The 16,278-nt window shown below is 70.0% G+C and carries 15 protein-coding genes; 6 read left to right on the forward strand and 9 right to left on the reverse strand.

The annotated features are described in order from the left end of the window. Positions 1–18: 18 nt before the first annotated feature. The 5 genes from AB0I71_RS22865 to pgi form a co-directional block, all read right to left on the reverse strand. Positions 19–969 carry a VWA domain-containing protein gene (locus AB0I71_RS22865; protein WP_357587735.1) on the reverse strand — a complete coding sequence of 317 codons (951 nt, stop codon included), beginning with the start codon at positions 967–969 and terminating at the stop codon, positions 19–21. Further along, positions 966–1,949 carry a DUF58 domain-containing protein gene (locus AB0I71_RS22870; protein ID WP_357587737.1) on the reverse strand — a complete coding sequence of 328 codons (984 nt, stop codon included), beginning with the start codon at positions 1,947–1,949 and terminating at the stop codon, positions 966–968. The genes AB0I71_RS22865 and AB0I71_RS22870 overlap by 4 nt, the downstream gene beginning before the upstream one ends. Continuing rightward, the gene (locus AB0I71_RS22875) at positions 1,946–3,004 is read right to left on the reverse strand and encodes a MoxR family ATPase (protein ID WP_357587739.1); all 1,059 of its coding nucleotides are present in this window, start codon (positions 3,002–3,004) and stop codon (positions 1,946–1,948) included. The genes AB0I71_RS22870 and AB0I71_RS22875 overlap by 4 nt, the downstream gene beginning before the upstream one ends. Positions 3,005–3,172: 168 nt before the next feature. Next, complete coding sequence (locus AB0I71_RS22880) at positions 3,173–3,775, reverse strand: MOSC domain-containing protein (protein WP_357587741.1); 603 nt, start codon at positions 3,773–3,775, stop codon at positions 3,173–3,175. 153 nt (positions 3,776–3,928) lie between these two features. Next, a complete protein-coding gene (gene pgi / locus AB0I71_RS22885; protein WP_357587902.1) occupies positions 3,929–5,563 on the reverse strand; it encodes a glucose-6-phosphate isomerase in 1,635 nt (544 codons plus the stop codon). 334 nt (positions 5,564–5,897) lie between these two features. Here pgi and AB0I71_RS22890 point away from each other — a divergent pair, with 334 nt between their 5' ends. After that, complete coding sequence (locus AB0I71_RS22890) at positions 5,898–7,343, forward strand: glucose-6-phosphate dehydrogenase (RefSeq protein ID WP_357587743.1); 1,446 nt, start codon at positions 5,898–5,900, stop codon at positions 7,341–7,343. 73 nt (positions 7,344–7,416) lie between these two features. On the opposite strand, the gene AB0I71_RS22895 is transcribed toward AB0I71_RS22890, so the two are convergent. Both AB0I71_RS22895 and AB0I71_RS22900 read right to left on the reverse strand, forming a co-directional pair. Next, a complete protein-coding gene (locus AB0I71_RS22895; protein ID WP_357587745.1) occupies positions 7,417–8,874 on the reverse strand; it encodes a cellulase family glycosylhydrolase in 1,458 nt (485 codons plus the stop codon). Positions 8,875–9,064: 190 nt separating this feature from the next. Beyond that, complete coding sequence (locus tag AB0I71_RS22900; protein ID WP_357587747.1) at positions 9,065–9,298, reverse strand: hypothetical protein; 234 nt, start codon at positions 9,296–9,298, stop codon at positions 9,065–9,067. A 191-nt stretch (positions 9,299–9,489) separates the two neighbouring features. Between AB0I71_RS22900 and AB0I71_RS22905 the strand changes: the two genes are divergently transcribed. Then, a complete protein-coding gene (locus AB0I71_RS22905) occupies positions 9,490–10,404 on the forward strand; it encodes a hypothetical protein (RefSeq protein WP_357587749.1) in 915 nt (304 codons plus the stop codon). A gap of 143 nt (positions 10,405–10,547) precedes the next feature. Then, positions 10,548–10,871, forward strand: a complete 324-nt coding sequence (locus tag AB0I71_RS22910; RefSeq protein WP_357587751.1) for a plasmid stabilization protein — start codon at positions 10,548–10,550, stop codon at positions 10,869–10,871. Positions 10,872–10,938: 67 nt separating this feature from the next. Here AB0I71_RS22910 and AB0I71_RS22915 read toward each other — a convergent pair whose 3' ends face one another. After that, positions 10,939–11,214: a hypothetical protein gene (locus AB0I71_RS22915; protein WP_357587753.1), complete on the reverse strand. Its 276-nt coding sequence runs from the start codon at positions 11,212–11,214 to the stop codon at positions 10,939–10,941. 301 nt (positions 11,215–11,515) lie between these two features. On the opposite strand from AB0I71_RS22915, the gene AB0I71_RS22920 reads away from it, so the two are divergent. From AB0I71_RS22920 to AB0I71_RS22930, 3 genes are all read left to right on the forward strand, one after another. Further along, positions 11,516–11,905 (forward strand): MmcQ/YjbR family DNA-binding protein, encoded by a 390-nt coding sequence (locus AB0I71_RS22920; RefSeq protein ID WP_357587755.1) that lies wholly within the window; start codon positions 11,516–11,518, stop codon positions 11,903–11,905. Between the two features lie 420 nt (positions 11,906–12,325). Then, positions 12,326–12,931 carry a response regulator transcription factor gene (locus AB0I71_RS22925; protein WP_357587757.1) on the forward strand — a complete coding sequence of 202 codons (606 nt, stop codon included), beginning with the start codon at positions 12,326–12,328 and terminating at the stop codon, positions 12,929–12,931. A 356-nt stretch (positions 12,932–13,287) separates the two neighbouring features. Then, positions 13,288–15,009, forward strand: a complete 1,722-nt coding sequence (locus AB0I71_RS22930) for a fatty acyl-AMP ligase (protein ID WP_357587759.1) — start codon at positions 13,288–13,290, stop codon at positions 15,007–15,009. On the opposite strand, the gene AB0I71_RS22935 is transcribed toward AB0I71_RS22930, so the two are convergent. Then, a complete protein-coding gene (locus tag AB0I71_RS22935; RefSeq protein WP_357587761.1) occupies positions 14,937–15,989 on the reverse strand; it encodes an alpha/beta hydrolase in 1,053 nt (350 codons plus the stop codon). The two genes, AB0I71_RS22930 and AB0I71_RS22935, sit on opposite strands and share 73 nt — an antisense overlap. Positions 15,990–16,278: the final 289 nt, after the last annotated feature.

Genomic DNA, 16,278 nt, shown 5'->3' on the forward strand with positions numbered 1-16,278 from the left:
AGACCGTGGGAACGGCCGTCAGGGCAGTCGGGAGAACCAGAACAGCGAGGCGGCGGCGGCCAGCAGGGCGAGCACCAGGCCGGCGCCGATGAACCGGGCCGACACGTCCTGCCGCTCCAGCCGGTGACCTACCGACGAGCCGATGTCGGAGTACGCGGCCCGCAACTCGTCGCCGCTGCCCGCCTCGTAGTAGCCGCCACCGGCCTGCTCGGCCACGGCCCGCAGGGTCTCCCCGTCGACCGGGACCAACTGGCCGCCACCGATGCGGCCGTCGAGCGTGCCGAAGGAAATCGTGTCGACAGGCACCCCCGCCTCCACCGCGTCGGCGGCGGCAAGCGTCGGGTCACGTCCCGAGGTGTTCGCCCCGTCGGAGAGCACCACCACCCGGGCCGGTGGTGGATCCTCGGCGGCCCGGGCGTCCAGGGTGCGGATCGACTCCAGGGAGGCGTGGATGGCCTCGCCGATCGCCGTACCCTGCCGACCGGTGACGCCCTCGTCGAGCCGGTCGATGCCGGCGGTGACCGACTCCCGGTCACCGCCCGGAGCGACAATCACCGACGCGCTCCCGGCGAAGGCCACCAGCCCGACGTTGAACTCCTCCGGCAGGTCGGCCACGAACTCGCGGGCTGCTTCGCGGGCCGCGATCAGCCGGTCCGGCGGTACGTCGTCGGCGAGCATGGACCGGGACACGTCGACGGCCACGATGACGGTGGCCCGTTCCCGGGGCACCCGTACCTCGTCGGTCGGGCGGGCGAAGCCGACCACCAGCAGCGCCAGCATCGCGATGAACAGCCCGGCCGGTACGTGCCGGCGCCACGCCGGGCGGGCCGGTGCCACCTTGTCCAACAGACGCAGGTTGGTGAACCGGACGGCGTACCGGCTGTGCCGTCGCTGCCGCAGCAGGTACGCCACCACCAGGACGGCCACCCCGGCCAACAGCCACAGCCGTTCGGGAGACTCCCAGCTCACGCCGCTCCTCCGTTCGTCGGTCGGGTCGCCCGGGCAAGTCGACGCTGGGCGTGGACGTGCCGGACGATGTCGGCGATCCAGTCCCGGTCGGTGCTCAGCGGTAGGTGCGCCGCACCGGCCCGGCGCAGCGCCCGGGCCACGGCCAGCCGTTGGGCGGCGGCCGCCGCCGCGTAGCGGTCGCGCAACCGGCGGCTGCCGGTGGCGACCTCGCGCCGCCGCCCACTCTCCGGGTCGACCAGGGTGATCAGACCGACGTCGGGCAGCTCCAGCTCGCGCGGGTCGCGGACCTCGACCGCGAGTACCTGGTGCCGCGCGGCAAGCCGCCGCAGCGGCCGCTCCCAGTCCGGGGGACCGCCCCCGGCGCCGGCCACCCCCTCGTCGGGCAGGCCGTCCAGGAAGTCGGAGACGATCACGGTCAGCCCTCGACGGCCAGCCGACCGGCGCAGCCCGTCGATGGCCTCGGCAAGTGGCACGGGGTCGCTGGCCGGCCGGCCGCGCGGCACCTCCAGCAGGGTGCGCAGCACGCTGAGCAGGTGGTACCGGCCGGCACGGGCGGGGAACCGGCGCACCCCGGCCTCGCCGAGCACGTGCGCGCCGAGCCGGTTACCGGAGCCGGCGGTCAGGAAACCGACGGCGGCGACCGCCGCCACCGCCAGCTCCCGCTTCTCCAGCTCGGCGGTGCCGAAGTCCATGCTGGGTGTCGCGTCCACAAGCGTCCAGGTGGTCAGCTCCCGGTCGGCCTCCACGGTACGCACGTGTGGCACGGTCGTCCGTGCGGTCACCGACCAGTCCATCCGCCGTACCTCGTCCTCGCCGGGGCGGTACTCCCGGCTGCCCGCCGGTTCGCTGCCCGGTCCCGGCAGCAGGCCCAGGTGCTGCCCGTGCAGCAGCCCATCGAGCCGGCGGGTGATTGTCAGTTCCAGCCGGCGCAGCCGACGCTGCGATGCCAGCTGCCCGAGACGTGTCGCGTTCTCGTTCATGCCGCCGCCCCCAGGCCCGGCCCCTGATCCTCCTGAGCGGGGGCGATCTGTGGTGGCGGCACCGCCTCGACGACCTGCCGCACCAGGTCGCCGGCGTCGACGTCGTCGGCGACCGCGTCGAAGGAGAGCACCAGCCGGTGAGCGAGCACGTCCGCGGCGATCTCCCGTACGTCGGTGGGAAGCACGTAGTCCCGGCCGCGCAGCAGCGCCAGGGCCCGGGCCGCGGCGACCAGCCCGAGGGTGGCGCGAGGGCTGGCCCCGTACGTCAACTGCGCAGCCACGTCCGACAGCCCGAACCGGCGCGGGTCACGGGTGGCCAGCACCAGCCGTACGACGTACTCGGCCAGGGCGTGGTGGACGAAGACCTCCCGCGCCCGGCCCTGCAACGCCATCAGCCGGGTCGGGTCCAGCACCGGCCGCGCGGCCGGGGTGCCGGTGCCCATCCGGTAGAGAATGCCCAGTTCCTCGTCGTCGGTCGGATAGTCGACCACGACCTTCATCAGGAAGCGGTCCCGTTGGGCCTCGGGCAGTTGGTAGACGCCTTCGGACTCGATCGGGTTCTGGGTGGCCAGCACCAGGAACGGAGTGGGCACCGGATAGGTCCGCCCGCCGAGCGAAACGTGTCCCTCGGCCATCACCTCCAGCAGCGCCGACTGCACCTTGGCCGGCGCGCGGTTGATCTCGTCGGCGAGAACCAGGTTGGCCATGATCGGCCCCAGCTCGACGTCGAACTTCTCGGTCGAGGCCCGGTAGATCCGGGTGCCGAGGATGTCCGACGGCACCAGGTCAGGGGTGAACTGGATCCGGGAGAAGCTGCCACCCACCGCCGTGGCCAGGGTCTCCGCGGCGAGCGTCTTGGCCACGCCCGGCACCCCTTCCAACAGGCAGTGTCCCCGGGCGAGCAGCGCGGTCAGCAGCCGCTCCACCAGCCGATCCTGGCCGACGATCACCCGTTTCACCTCGAACAGGGTCCGCTCCAGCAGCCGGGTGTCGTCCGCACGCGTCGCTGTCAGCTCTGGTGCCGCTGCGGGAAGATCCTGGATGGTGCCGCCCATGCGCTGCTCCTCGGTCGCCTCTTTCGGACGCGGGTACCCGGACAACGGGGGAGCCCGGGTACCCGCACGTGACCCATTGGGCCAGAACGGACCGAAAGCCAACCGAACGACCGAGGTCACGGTGGCGACTGTGGACGGTGACCCGCGCCACTGCGGGCGCGGCAGCGATCAGGGGGAGGTGTCGGGGCCGGGGGCGGCGGGGAGCTGCCGGATGGTGTCGCCGGTTTCGATAGTCGCGCCGACGACCACCCGGGCGTTGAGGCCGCGCAGCCGGAGGTGCTTGCCTTCGTCGGTCCAGACGATCTTGTGGGCGTCACGCCCGAACCGCGCGGCGAACTTGGCGCACCCGGTGTGTGGCTGGTCGGTCACCTCGATGACAGCCCGGTCGCCGATCGCCAGGCGGGTTCCGGCTGGCAGGGCGTCGACGCTCAGGTCGAGATCGACGTAGAGCTGATCACCGGCGAGCGCCCAGGCGTCCCGGTCGGGACCGGCGATCAGCTCGACGAATCGGGAGTTGATGACGTTCAGCTGCATGTCCGGGTGCGGTGACCGGTCGGCGGTTCGCGAGCTGGGTCGTTGACTCCAGGTGTCGCCGAGCAGCCCGGCATCCGGATCCAGCTCGGCCCGGGACAGCACCTCCCGGACGTCGACGGCCGGCCGGCGTACGGCCAACGCCAGGGTGCCGACGCCCCGGGGGGAGTTCCGCACGAGGTGCAGCCCTGCCATGATCTCGTCCATGGAGCGGTGGCGTACGGTGATGGAGTTCGTCACGCTCCGACTGTGCCCGACGCGCGCCAGCGGCGTCCAAACAGTTCTCGAACCCCGAGACCAGACCCGGTCGCGCCCCCAACCCGCGCGTTGATCAAGAGGTTCTGGTCACGCGGGCCGGCGCGCCGCGACCAGAACCTCTTGATCAGTCCCGCTTCAGTTTCGTTGGCGTTGGGCGCGGTAGCGGGCGATGAGGGCGGCGGTGGAGGAGTCCAGGTCGGTGAGGTCGGCGCGGTCGGCGGTGAGCAGCGGAGCGAGCTGGTTGGCCATCACCTTGCCCAGCTCGACGCCCCACTGGTCGAACGGGTTGATGTCCCAGATCGCCCCCTCGGTGAGCACGATGTGCTCGTAGAGGGCGACCAGTTGACCTAGCGTGGCCGGGGTGAGCCGGTCGGCCACGATCGACGTGGTCGGGTGGTTGCCGGCCATCACCCGGTGCGGCACGAGATCGGCCGCGGTTCCCTCGGCCGCGACCTGCTCGGCGGTCCGACCGAAGGCCAGCGCCGCCGTCTGGGCGAAGAAGTTCGACATGAACAGGTCGTGCATGTCGCCGATGTCATGGTTGGGCTCGCTGAACCCGATGAAGTCCGCCGGCACCAGCCGGGTGCCCTGGTGCAACAGCTGGTAGAAGGCGTGCTGGCCGTTGGTGCCGGGCTCACCCCAGAAGATCTCCCCGGTGTCGTACGACACCTGACGCCCGTCGGTGCGTACCGACTTGCCGTTGCTCTCCATGGTGAGCTGTTGCAGATAGGCGGGAAACCGGTGCAGGTACTGCGAGTACGGCAGCACCGCGTGGGTCTGCGCGCCCAGGAAGTTGGTGTACCAGACGTTGAGCAGGCCGAGCAGCACCGGAGCGTTGTCCGCCAGCGGTGCGGTGCGGAAGTGCTCGTCCACGGCGTGGTAGCCGGCCAGCATCTCGTCGAAGCGCGCCGGCCCGATGGACAGCATCACCGACAGGCCCACCGCGGAGGGCAGGGAATACCGGCCACCCACCCAGTCCCAGAAGCCGAACATGTTTGCCGGGTCGATGCCGAAGTCCGCCACCCGCTGGGCGTTGGTGCTGACCGCCACGAAATGGCGGGCCACCGCGTCGGCGTCGGCGTCGAGCCCGGCCAGCAGCCAGCGTCGAGCCTGCTCGGCATTGGCCAGGGTCTCCTGGGTGGAGAAGGTCTTCGACACCACCACGAACAAGGTGGTGGCCGGATCCAGGTCGGCGGTGGTGTCGTGGATGTCGGTGGGGTCGATGTTCGACACGAAGCGGCAGCTCAGACCGCCGTCGCGGTACGCCTTCAACGCCTCGTACGCCATCACCGGCCCGAGGTCGGAGCCGCCGATGCCGATGTTGACCACGGTGCGGATCCGCTCGCCGGTGTGCCCGCGCCACTGGCCGGAGCGCACCTTCTCGGCGAACTCGGCCATTCGTTCCCGCACGGCGTGTACGTCGGCCACCACATCCTGCCCGTCCACGGTGAGCGGGGCGTCGGCCGGCAGCCGCAGCGCGGTGTGCAGCACCGCGCGGTCCTCGGTGCCGTTGATGTGGGCACCGGCGAACATCGCGGCGATCCGATCGGCGAGTCCGACCCGCTCGGCCAGGGCGGTCAGCAGGCGCAACGTCTCGTCGGTGACCAGGTTCTTGCTGTAGTCGACGTAGAGGTCGGCCACCTCGACGGTCAACCGTCGGCCACGATCGTGGTCGGTGGCGAACAGCTCCCGCAGGTGCGTCCCGCGGATCTCGTCGGCGTGCTTGCGCAGGGCCTGCCACTCGTCGGTGCTGGTGACGTCCGCAGCCATCGGATCGATCGTCTCCTCGCAGGGGTCGGGCACGCCGCCGGCCTCGTTGCGGCCGACGGTGAGACCAGACTGCCACACGAAGATCGGCTCGCCAGCCCGACACCACGACCGGTGCGGTGTCCGGGAGCCCAGACGGCACCGCGGCGAGGTCCAGCGGTGCTCCGCTCGGCGGAGGCGGCCTGGACACCCCGGCCGCAGGTTGGCCGACCGCCCCGGTGAGACCTCTCGGTCTCGTGGGTGACGATCCGCACGGGCCCAGGTACGGTGCGCGAACAGCCGGCGAGTCCCCGGGGTCCGGTGCCTGCCGATCGCCGGGACAGGGCATGGTGGTGGCATGACGACGCCGGCATCGAGCGCCCCCGCAGCTGTCCCCGCAGAACCCGCCGCCACCGGCGTACGGCAGACACTGCTGGTGCTCGGCGCCAGCGGTGACCTGACCGGGCGGTTGTTGCTGCCCGGTCTGGGCCGGCTGGTGGCCACCGGGGCCCTACCCGGGTTGCGGCTGATCGGCAGCGGCATGGACGGCTGGGACGACGAGCGCTGGCGGCGCCGGGTGGCCGACTCCTTCGGGGCCGTCGGCGCGGTGGGATCGGTGGAGTCCGAAGTCATCCGCGAGACACGCTACGTGCCCGCCGACGTGACGCGCGAGGAGGACCTACGGTCGCTGTTGAGCTGCTGCAGCGGACCGTTGGTGATCTTCTTCGCGCTGCCGCCGTTGGTGACCGCCCGTTCGGCTGCCGCACTGGCCCGCATCGGGGTGCCTCCCGGCACCCGGCTGATGCTGGAAAAGCCCTTCGGAGTCGATCGGATCTCGGCCCGCTCGCTCAACGAACTGCTGGCCACCCTCGTACCGGAGAACCAGGTCCACCGGATCGACCACTTCCTCGGCAAGTCGACGGTGCTCAACCTGCTCGGCCTGCGTTTCGCCAACCGGATCTTCGAGCCGGTGCTCAACTCCTCGCACGTGGCCTGCGTGGACATCGTCTTCGACGAGACCCTCGGCCTGGAAGGCCGGGCCGGCTACTACGACGGTGCCGGCGCGTTGGTGGACATGGTGCAGTCCCACCTGCTCCAGGTGCTGGCCCTGCTCGCCATGGATCCGCCACCGAGCCTGCGGGCCGAGGAACTGCGGGGGCGCAAGTCGCAGGTACTGCGCGCCACCCGGCTGTGGCGGGACGATCCGACGGAGGCCAGCCGGCGGGCCCGCTACACCGCGGGGGAGGTCGGCGGGCGACGGTTGCCGAACTACGCCGACGAGCCGGGTGTCGACCCCGCGCGGGGCACCGAGACCCTCGCGGAACTGGCGGTCACGGTGGACAACTGGCGCTGGGCGGGGGTGCCGTTCCGGCTCCGCTCCGGAAAGGCGGTGGACGCCGTACGCAAGGAGGCGATCATCACTTTCAAGCAGCCGACCCGGGTACCCGACGGCCTGACCGGCTACGAGCGGCCGGACCGGATCCGAATCGGCTTCGGCCCGGACCGGCTCGGCCTGGACCTCAACATCAACGGTCCCGGGAATCCCTTCGAACTGGAACAGGCGAACCTGACGGCGGATTTCGGTCCCGGCGACCTGCCCGCGTACGGCGAAGTGCTGCGTGGTGCCTTCGAGGGTGATCCGACCCTGTCGGTACGCGCCGACGTCGCTGAGGAGTGCTGGCGGATCGTGGAACCGGTGCTGGCTGCCTGGAAGGCCGGCACGGTGCCGTTGCAGGAGTACCGGGCGGGCTCCGCCGGGCCGGCCGACTCGCTCATCGGCCCGGTCCCCGACAGCCGACAGTGACCTGAGCGGTCCCGGCACCAGTGCGGCCCCGGCGGTGTAACCGCCGGGGCCGCGTGGTGGTGGTGCGTTCGGATCAGCTGGTGGGGAAGTTGTCCGGGGTACGGATGCGTTCGCGCATGAAGGCACCGGAGGCGGTCAGCATCGAGGTGCCTGTGTAGTTGCTGCCGTTGCAGGTGCCCGGCCGTAGCGCGGCGCTGCCCTCGGCCTTGTCGGAGAAGGTCCAGTTGGCGTAACCGATCTTCAGTCGGTCGAGCAGGTCGAGCCACTGGGTGCTGCTGGCCAGGTCGACACCCCCGTCACCGGTGTAGTCGACAGTGCCGAACTCGGTGACGAACAGCGGCAGCCTGGCGGCGGCCCGCTCCACCTCGGCCCGGTAGTTGTCCTTGTGCGACGCGGCGTAGAAGTGGAACGCGTACATGATGTTGCTGGCGTTCACCGGATTGTTGACGATCTCGGTGTGGTTGGCTCCTTCGGAGACGCCCAGCGACGACCAGGCGCGCGTACCCACGATGATCACCGCATCCGGATCGTTGGCGCGGATCACCGGGATGACCTGCTCGGCGTAGTTCTTGATGGTGGACCAGGCGACCCCGTTGGGCTCGTTGGTGATCTCGTAGATCACGTTGTTCTTCGCGGCGTGCCGGGCCGAGACGGCGGCGAAGAAGGTCTTGGCCCGCTCCAGGTTGTACATCGGGTCACCCGGCGTGAGCGTGTGGAAGTCGATCATCGCGTACATCCCGCGGCGGGTGGCTTCCTCGACCAGGTTGTTGACCTGGTTGGTGAACCCGGTCGGGTTGGTCTCGTAGCCCTGCTCCTGCACGTACATGGCGATGCGGAACAGGTCGGAGCGCCAGTCGGTGGCCAGGGCGTCGAGCGAGGCGCTGTTGTAGCAGTTGCCGAACCACTGGATGCCATGGCTGCTCATGCCGCGCAACTGGATCGGTCGGCCGTACTGGTTGCAGAGGTTGACCCCGCAGACCCGCAGCTGACCGTTGATGGCCACCGGCGTCTGCCCGCCGGGCGGAGGAGTGGTGGGCGGAGGAGTGGTCGGCGGCGGCGTGGTGGGCGGTGGGGGAGTGGTGGGCGGCGGCGGAGTGGTGGGCGTGGTCGAGCCGGTGCATGCCGTGCCGTTGAGGCTGAACGAACTCGGCGACGGGTTGGCGCCGGTGAAGCTGCCGTTGAAGCCGATGTTGGTGCTGGCTCCGGTGCCGAGCGAACCGTTCCAGGCCATGCTCTGCGCGGTGACGGAGCTGCCGCTCTGGCTCCAGGTGGCCGACCAGCCCTGGGTGAGCCGCTGTCCGCTGTCGGGGAAGCTGAAGCCGAGTGTCCAGCCGTTGACCGGGTCGCCGAGGTTGGTGACGGTGACGCTTGCGGTGAACCCGCCGGACCAGCTGTTCGTCGTGTAGGTCACGGAGCAGCCGGTCGCGGCCATCGCGTTGCTGGCGGGCAGGGCCGTCAACGCACCGAGGGTCAACGCGCCGACGGCACCTGTCGCGACCAGCAGGCGCCGCAGGCGTGGAGGATGCTTCATGGTGGACCATCGCAATCTGGTCGTGGTGGTGGGGTACGGCACTCCGGCGACAACGGACGAGGAGACCGGGAGCGCTCCCACGGCAGCCTACGATGCTTCGAAACGAAAACGCAATATTTCGATACGTCGAACCAACAGACCGACTGTGGCCCCGGGACGACGTCCCGGGGCCACAGTCGGCAGGTCTGTCTCAGTCCTCGCCAGCGGCTCGCCGCCGGTCGGCCTCGGCATCGGCAGCACCGACGGGAGTCGGATCGCTGTCCCGTCGTGCCGAGGTCAGATCGATGTCGGCACCGGCTCGCACCGCGTCGGCCGCCGCGTCGTCCGCGCCGACCAGTTCTCCGGTGCCGGTGTCGCCCTCGTTGTCGACCAGCTTGCCGGTCGCGTTCAGCGCGATCGGGGTGTACCTCGGGTCGGTCGTCATCTCGCCCTCCTCTCCGGTGTCCGGTAGGTACCCGCCGCGCGTCGCCGGCACACCGCGATCTGCGGCGCGGGGTTCGTCGCCGGCTCGCCGGGGCAGCGGCCGGGGAGTCGATGACGTCCCGACTTGCGCTGCTCACTACCCTGACTCTGATCATCTGCCAGCGAACCTCTCGACTTTGACAAGGGCATCAGATGAGTGACAGCCACCCTCCGTACGGTGGGCAGCAGCCGGATCCGAACGCCGCCCCGTGGGGCACACCACCGGGCTCCCCGGTCGGTCCGCCGGGCTCCCCGGTCGGTCAGCCGCTTCCGCCCGGGTCCCCGGTCACCCCGACCGGCTACCCCTCTCCGTACGGCGCACCGGTGCCGCCCCCACCCCCGCCGTACGGGACGCAGCCGACGAAGTCCTCGAACAAGGGCCTCTGGCTCGGTCTGGGCATCGGTGCCGCCGTGATGGCGGTGCTCGTCGCCTGTGGTGGCGTGATCGGTTTCTTCGTGCTCGGCGGCGACGACGACGCGGAGCCGGTCGCGGGACAGCAGAGCACCGCGCCCGGCGCACCGAGCGTCGAACCGTCGATCGCTCCGCCGCCCGCCGAGGAGCAGCCCGACAACAACAACGCGGTGACCGCCCGCAACTCCAGCGACATGTCCGCCGTGTGCGAAGGCAGCCCGATCCTCAACGCCGCGCCCTACACCGGCGCGAAGGGCACAAAGGTCTACACCTTCGGCAACTCCCCGGACCGCCCGGAGTCCTGGCTGAGCAAGTCGGTCGGTTTCGACAAGCCGTACTACGCCAAGACCGCCGAGTGGGCGTCGGTCTCCGTCGTCGGCTGCCTCACCTTCGAGCAGGGCAGCGAGGGCACCCCCCGCAAGTGCCAGTACAAGGACCGCGACGACAAGCAGGTCACCGTCGACTACGTCTCCTCGCGTTACACGCTCACCTTCTACGCGGCCAAGACCGCCGAGAAGATCGGTGAGGGCGGGCGGGTCAACGCCCCGGCCGTACGCTGCCCGAGCTTCATCTCCTACAACAAGGAGACCATGAAGGCGTACGCCCAGCCGGACAGCGGTGCCATCGAGCTGGCACTGGACAAGTTCACCTCCTGAGTCACCGCGACCCGGGCGGCGGGGCGGACACAGCTTCGCCCCGCCGCCTCCGGGGTGCGGTGGACGGCACCCCCACCGGGCGTTTCGGTCCCCCGTGGGCAGGGCACCTGACCACTGAACACTGTCGGTGAAGGGAGGCCCTCATGCCTGCGGGATCCAGCCCGAAGAGAGAACGGCAGTACGAGCACATCAAGGCCAGCGCCAAGAAGCGCGGCGTCTCCACCGGTCGGGCCGAGGAGATCGCGGCCCGTACGGTCAACAAGGAGCGGGCCCGTTCCGGCGAGGCGCGGACCGCGAGCCGATCCTCGGTCAACGACGTCTCGTCCGGCCACCGGGGCGGCAAGCGTTCGCACAGTGGTGCCGCCGGACGCACCAAGGAACAGCTTTACAACGAGGCGAAGAAGCGCGGCGTCAAGGGCCGCTCCTCAATGTCGAAGGCGGAGCTGGAGAAGGCCCTGTCACGCTAGGCCCCGTGTCGTTGACGTGGGGCCTCGGATACGACAACTGTGTCCAGGCCCCACCCGCCTTGCCGGGTCACCCCCGCGACAGTCCGCGCGCCAGCAGATATCCCAGCGCCGCCCCGGCTGCCGCCGACAGCGCCGTCACCAGGAATCGTGTCTGGCCCGGCACGAGCAGCACCGCGCCCGCCGCCCCGAGCAGCATGCCGAGCACGGCCGACCAGCGGGCCCGTTGCCGCATGCGTCGCCGGAACTCCTCGACGGTCAACGTCACCACCACCTCTCCGCAGCGGCCGCCCACGCCGCCGTCGCTCACGTCGGCCCCGTCCGCGACGCCTCCGGTGCCGGACATGTGCCCGATCACCGCCGGTCTATTCACCGTCAAGCTGGGCGAGGCGTGTAGGCGGCGGAGGGCACCGCACCTTCGGCTGGTGGTCGCGTGCCCCGAGCGGGCCGAGCGGTCCAGCGTGCCGCGACCCGGGTCCACCGTGATCGGCTGCCTGATGCGGCGCCTCGGTGGCCGCGGACCCGCGGGTCAGCGGAGGCGGGAAGGCCTTCTCCGCAGGTGTGCGAGCCGACTCGCGGTGCTGGCGATGTCGGAGCCGGCGGCTAACCTCTCGGCATGCCGCATTCGGTGATCTCGGGGAGGGGCGATGGCTGACGCCGCGGACGTCCGCCGGCTGGCCCTGGCGCTACCGCACACCGTCGAGATCGACAGTGCGGGCTTCGACTTCCGGGTCGGGGACAAGGGCTTTGTCTGGTCCTATCCCGAGCGCCGGCCGGGCAAGCCACGCGTCATCCGCACCGACATCGCCGTGTTGTACGTCGGCGACGAGGCTGAGAAGCAGGCGCTGCTCCTCGGCGAGCCGGCGCTGTTCTTCACCACCCCCGCGTACGACGGGCTTCCGCTGGTCATGGTGCGTCTGGCGGCGGTCGCCGTCGATCGGCTCGCCGAGCTGGTCACCGACGCGTGGCGGATGCGGGTACCGGACCGACTGCTCGCCGGCCCCGGCGACGATCCGGCCAGGGGCGCACGTTCGTGACCGCTGGCGGTCGCCGGTCGGCCGCGCTGTGGGTCGTCGGTGGCGGGCTCGATGCCCGGTGATCGCTGGTCCGCACCCTGACACATGCGCGGTCGGCAATTGTTACGCGTGGGCCCACTTGGCTCGGGCCCTCGACAAGGCAGCGTAGCGCGTCTATACCTCCACCGCATCAGGCCGGATCTGACGCGATCTTGCCGACCTTCCTGGTCCCGTCTCAGGTGGTCGGCCGGCTATCGCGGATTTGACACTGTCATGCTTGTCGCAATCTTGATCCAGCGAATGTCCACAGTGGTAGGAATGCGCGCTTCCGGTGCTGTCAGATATCGACCTTCAGATTTTCGTACGCGTGTGACATTATGACGTCGAGGGTGCGCGCTGGGCCCCCAACGGCGCGGTCGGGGAACCGTCTGGAGGGAATAAGTGGCAATCGACGTGCTGGTGTCCGACGTTCTGCATCTGTCCCGTTTTGCGCTCACTGCACTTTTGGCGCAGGAGGAGGAGTTCTGCGTTGCTGGATCGACGAGTAGCTATTTGGACGCGTTGGAGTTCGCCGAGCGGCACCGACCTGATGTTGTGATCATCAGCTTCCAGCGAGAGGAGAGCGACGCGGTCGCGTTCGCCGAGAAGGTGGCGAGCATCCCAGGTTGTCGGAGCATGCTGCTCGCGACCTCGTTCACCCGGCCGGTGGTGCGGCGGGCGTTCGCCGGCGAGATCGCAGGTCTGGTGCAACGCGACGTGCCGCCGCGCCAGTTCTTCGACGCCATCCGCCGTGTCCACCTCGGCGAACGGGTCTTCGACGCGGAGCTGACGGTGGCCGCCCTGGGCAACGGGGACTGTCCACTCACGCCACGCGAGCTCTCCGTGCTGACGTACGTCTACCAGGGGGACACGGTCGGCGAGATCGCGGCTCGGCTGCGCCTCTCCGACGGCACCGTGCGCAACTACCTGTCCTCCGTGGTCACGAAGCTGAAGGCGCGCAACCGGATCGACGCGTTGCGGATCGCCCGGGAGTCGCACTGGATCTGACCGTTCCACGGTTTGCTGACCGGACCGGTCCACGCGCCTCATCAAATTCCTTTACAGAACCTTTCCGTACGGTAATCCGTGGCTTTATCCTGGCGGGGCGCGGCCGGATAGCGTGGTGCAACCTGATGCATTTTTAATGCCATGGGTATGTGATTCTCATTAGTGTCGACGGTTCGGTGGATGACTCATCGCGCCGGTGTTAGCCTGCGCATCGCAGCGATTCTTCACTCGCTGACGGCATATGTGGTGGCAGCCGAAGCCCGCCGTTCGTCGCTAGCTGAGTTCGTGGAGCACCCCGAGGGCTCATTCGTGGTGCTGGTGAGTCGTGCACACGGCATAGAGGGGAAACCGGGGCAATGATGGATCTCTCGCTCACCGCGAGTGCCGCCGCAGCGATTCGTGAGCACGTCCGTTCGGCGCCGGACCGCACCGCGCTGATCGTCGTCGACGACCTTGAGGGTGACGACGGCGACCGGCGCTGGTCGTTCGCCCAACTCGACGCCGAGGCAAGACGGATCGGAGCGTGGCTTCAGGCCCGCTACCCGGTGGGTGACCGGGTGCTGCTGCTGTACCCCACCGGATTCGACTTCGCGGCGGCGCTGGTGGGCTGTCTCTACGCCGGGATGGTCGCAGTGCCGGCGCCGCTGCCGGGCCGGTATCCACACGAGCGGTCGCGGACAACGCGTGTCGCCGAGAACGCGGTGGTGTCGGCGGTGCTGACCGACACGGCCAACCGCTCCACGGTCCTGGCGTGGATGCGGTCGGTCGGGCGGACCGACCTGCCCCTGGTGGCCACCGACAGCGACATCTCGCCGGAAGCGGACTCGTGGTCTCCCAGCGAACTGGACCACGACACGCTGGCGATCATCCAGTACACCTCGGGCACGACCGGCGAGCCCAGGGGAGTGATGGTCAGCCACGGCAATCTCCTGCACAACGTGGAGAGCCAGCGCCGCGTGTACGGCCTGACCACCGAGACCCGGCTCGGTGGCTGGGTTCCACTGCACCATGCCATGGGCCTGTTCGGTCACCTGCTGCCCGCCCTGCTGGTGGGGGGCGGCTGCGTGCTGATGCACCCCATCGCCTTCATCAGGCGTCCGCACCACTGGCTACGCATGATCGACAAGTACGACGTCTACGCGTCCGCCGCCCCGGACTTCGCCTACGAGATGTGCCGCGCCCGGGTGACCGACAGCCAACTGACCGGTCTGGACCTGTCGCGGTGGCGGATCGGGGTCGACGGGGCGGAGCGGGTGCACGCCGAGACGCTTGACGCGTTCGTGACGCGGTTCGCCCCGGCCGGGCTACGCGACGACGTCGTGTGTCCCTGCTACGGCCTGTCCGAGGCGACCCTGTTCGTTGCCGCGGAGCCGTTCCGTAAGGCGGTCGTGACCCGGGTGGACGAGCATGGGTTGGAGCAGCACCTGTTCACCCCGTCCGATTCGGGTGCCGGCGTGGTCAGCTGCGGCGCGCCGCGCGACGTCGAGGTGCTGATCGCCGACCCGACCACCGGCGAGGCGCTGCCCGCCGGGACCGTTGGCGAGATCTGGGTACGCGGTCCCAGCGTCTCCCGGGGCTACTGGCGCGACGAGACCGCGACCGATCCCGTGTTCACCGCCGACGGCTACGTTCGCACTGGAGATCTCGGCACCGTGCACGAGGGCGAGTTGTATGTGACCGGGCGGAGGGCCGAGCTGCTCGCCGTGGACGGACGCTGCCTCTATCCGCAGGAGATCGAACGGACGCTGCGGGCGCAGCTCCCCGGTCTGGGGATCATCAGCGCGGTTTTCACGGTTCCGCTCGACGGATCCGGGTCAGGGAACGCCCTGGTGGTCGTCTCCGAGGTCAACGGGCGACCGGCTGAGCATCGCCTCCACCACCTGGCCGACGGGATCACGCGTACTCTCACCCGCGAGTTCGGGGTCCGCCCCGGCGCGACGGTGCTGCTGCGCCGTGGGGGCGTCCGGCGCGCCACGAGCGGGAAGGTCAAGCGGGCGGCGATGCGTCAGCTGTTCCTCGACGGCGAGCTGGACGCGGTCCACACCGATTGCGAGTCGCTCGTCGTCGCGGCGTCGTGATCGAGCCGGGCCGGATCCGGCCGGCAGGAGACGCTCTGCCCGCCGGGTCGGGTGGACGTGAAGAGGGCGTCGAACTCCCGGATGACCTGCTGCGCATGGGCTGCCGCTGCGGGCACGATGTCCTGGATCAGGAAGGAGCCGTGCACCAGCCCCGGTCCCGGCACGTGGCGGGCGGGCACGCGACCGGTGCGCAGCTGTTCCACAAGTAGCTCACCTTCGCGCTGCAGCGGGTCGAACTCGGCCGTGGCGACCACCGTCGGTGGTAGACCCGTCAGGTCCGCGTGCAGCAGGTCGACGGCGGGCTCGCGCCGGTGCCGTGGCTCGGGGAGGTACTGCTCGTAGCACCAGGTCAGGTCGTCAACGGAGAGCAGGTACCCCTCGGCGTGCGCGCCGGCCGCGGCGATCCGCAGGCTCGGATCGACGGGCGGATACATCAGCAGCAGCGCGGCGATCCGCGGCTCGCCGTTGGTGCGGGCGTCGAGTGCGACCCCGAGTGCGAGCTGGGCACCTGCGCTGTCGCCGGCGAGAACATGGTGGCGGTCGGGGAACATCCGGCTCGTCCACCGTGCGGCCGAGACGGCATCGTGCAGGGGGGTGGGGTAGGGAAACTCCGGCGCCCTCCGGTAGTCGGCGGAGACGACGACCGCGCCCAGCGACGCCGCGAGCACCCGACAAGCCAGGTCGTGTGTGTCGAGGTCGCCAGTCACCCATCCGCCGCCGTGCAGGTAGGTGACCACCCGGCCGGTGTCGGCCTGTGGCGTGTACACCCTGGACCTGATCGGCGTACTGTCCGAGCTGTCGATCTTCTCGTCGACCACGGCCACCGTCTGGCTCGGGTCGTCGTCCCGGCGTGGGGGGCGGATGGCGCTCGCCCGGTAGCGCTCGCGGGCCTGCTCGACAGTCATCGCCCGAAGCGGAGTCGGCGCACCGTCGGCATGCTGCCAGGCGATGAGCCTCCGGAGGATCCGATCCAACGCCATGTTGGCCCCTTCAATGGCTGGTTGGCCGACTGTGACCCGCCGATCCGCGCCGGCCACACGCTGGTCGTCCGTCGTGCCGCACCATACGATACCGGCGCTCGGTCGGAATACGACCATGAGGAATGCACGTCGGTAACGCGGATGGAGCGTCGACGTGAAGGTGTCCACAGTTCCGCAGAAAGTCGACTATCCGACGTGGTGGTGAAACGCCGTCCGGTGTCGGTCGACCGTGCAACCTGCAAAATCGAATATGCCGAGGGTGGGGACCTCGCCTCGTGGCGATGCGCTG

This window comes from Micromonospora sp. NPDC049891 (assembly GCF_040660295.1).
Lineage (GTDB): Bacteria > Actinomycetota > Actinomycetes > Mycobacteriales > Micromonosporaceae > Micromonospora.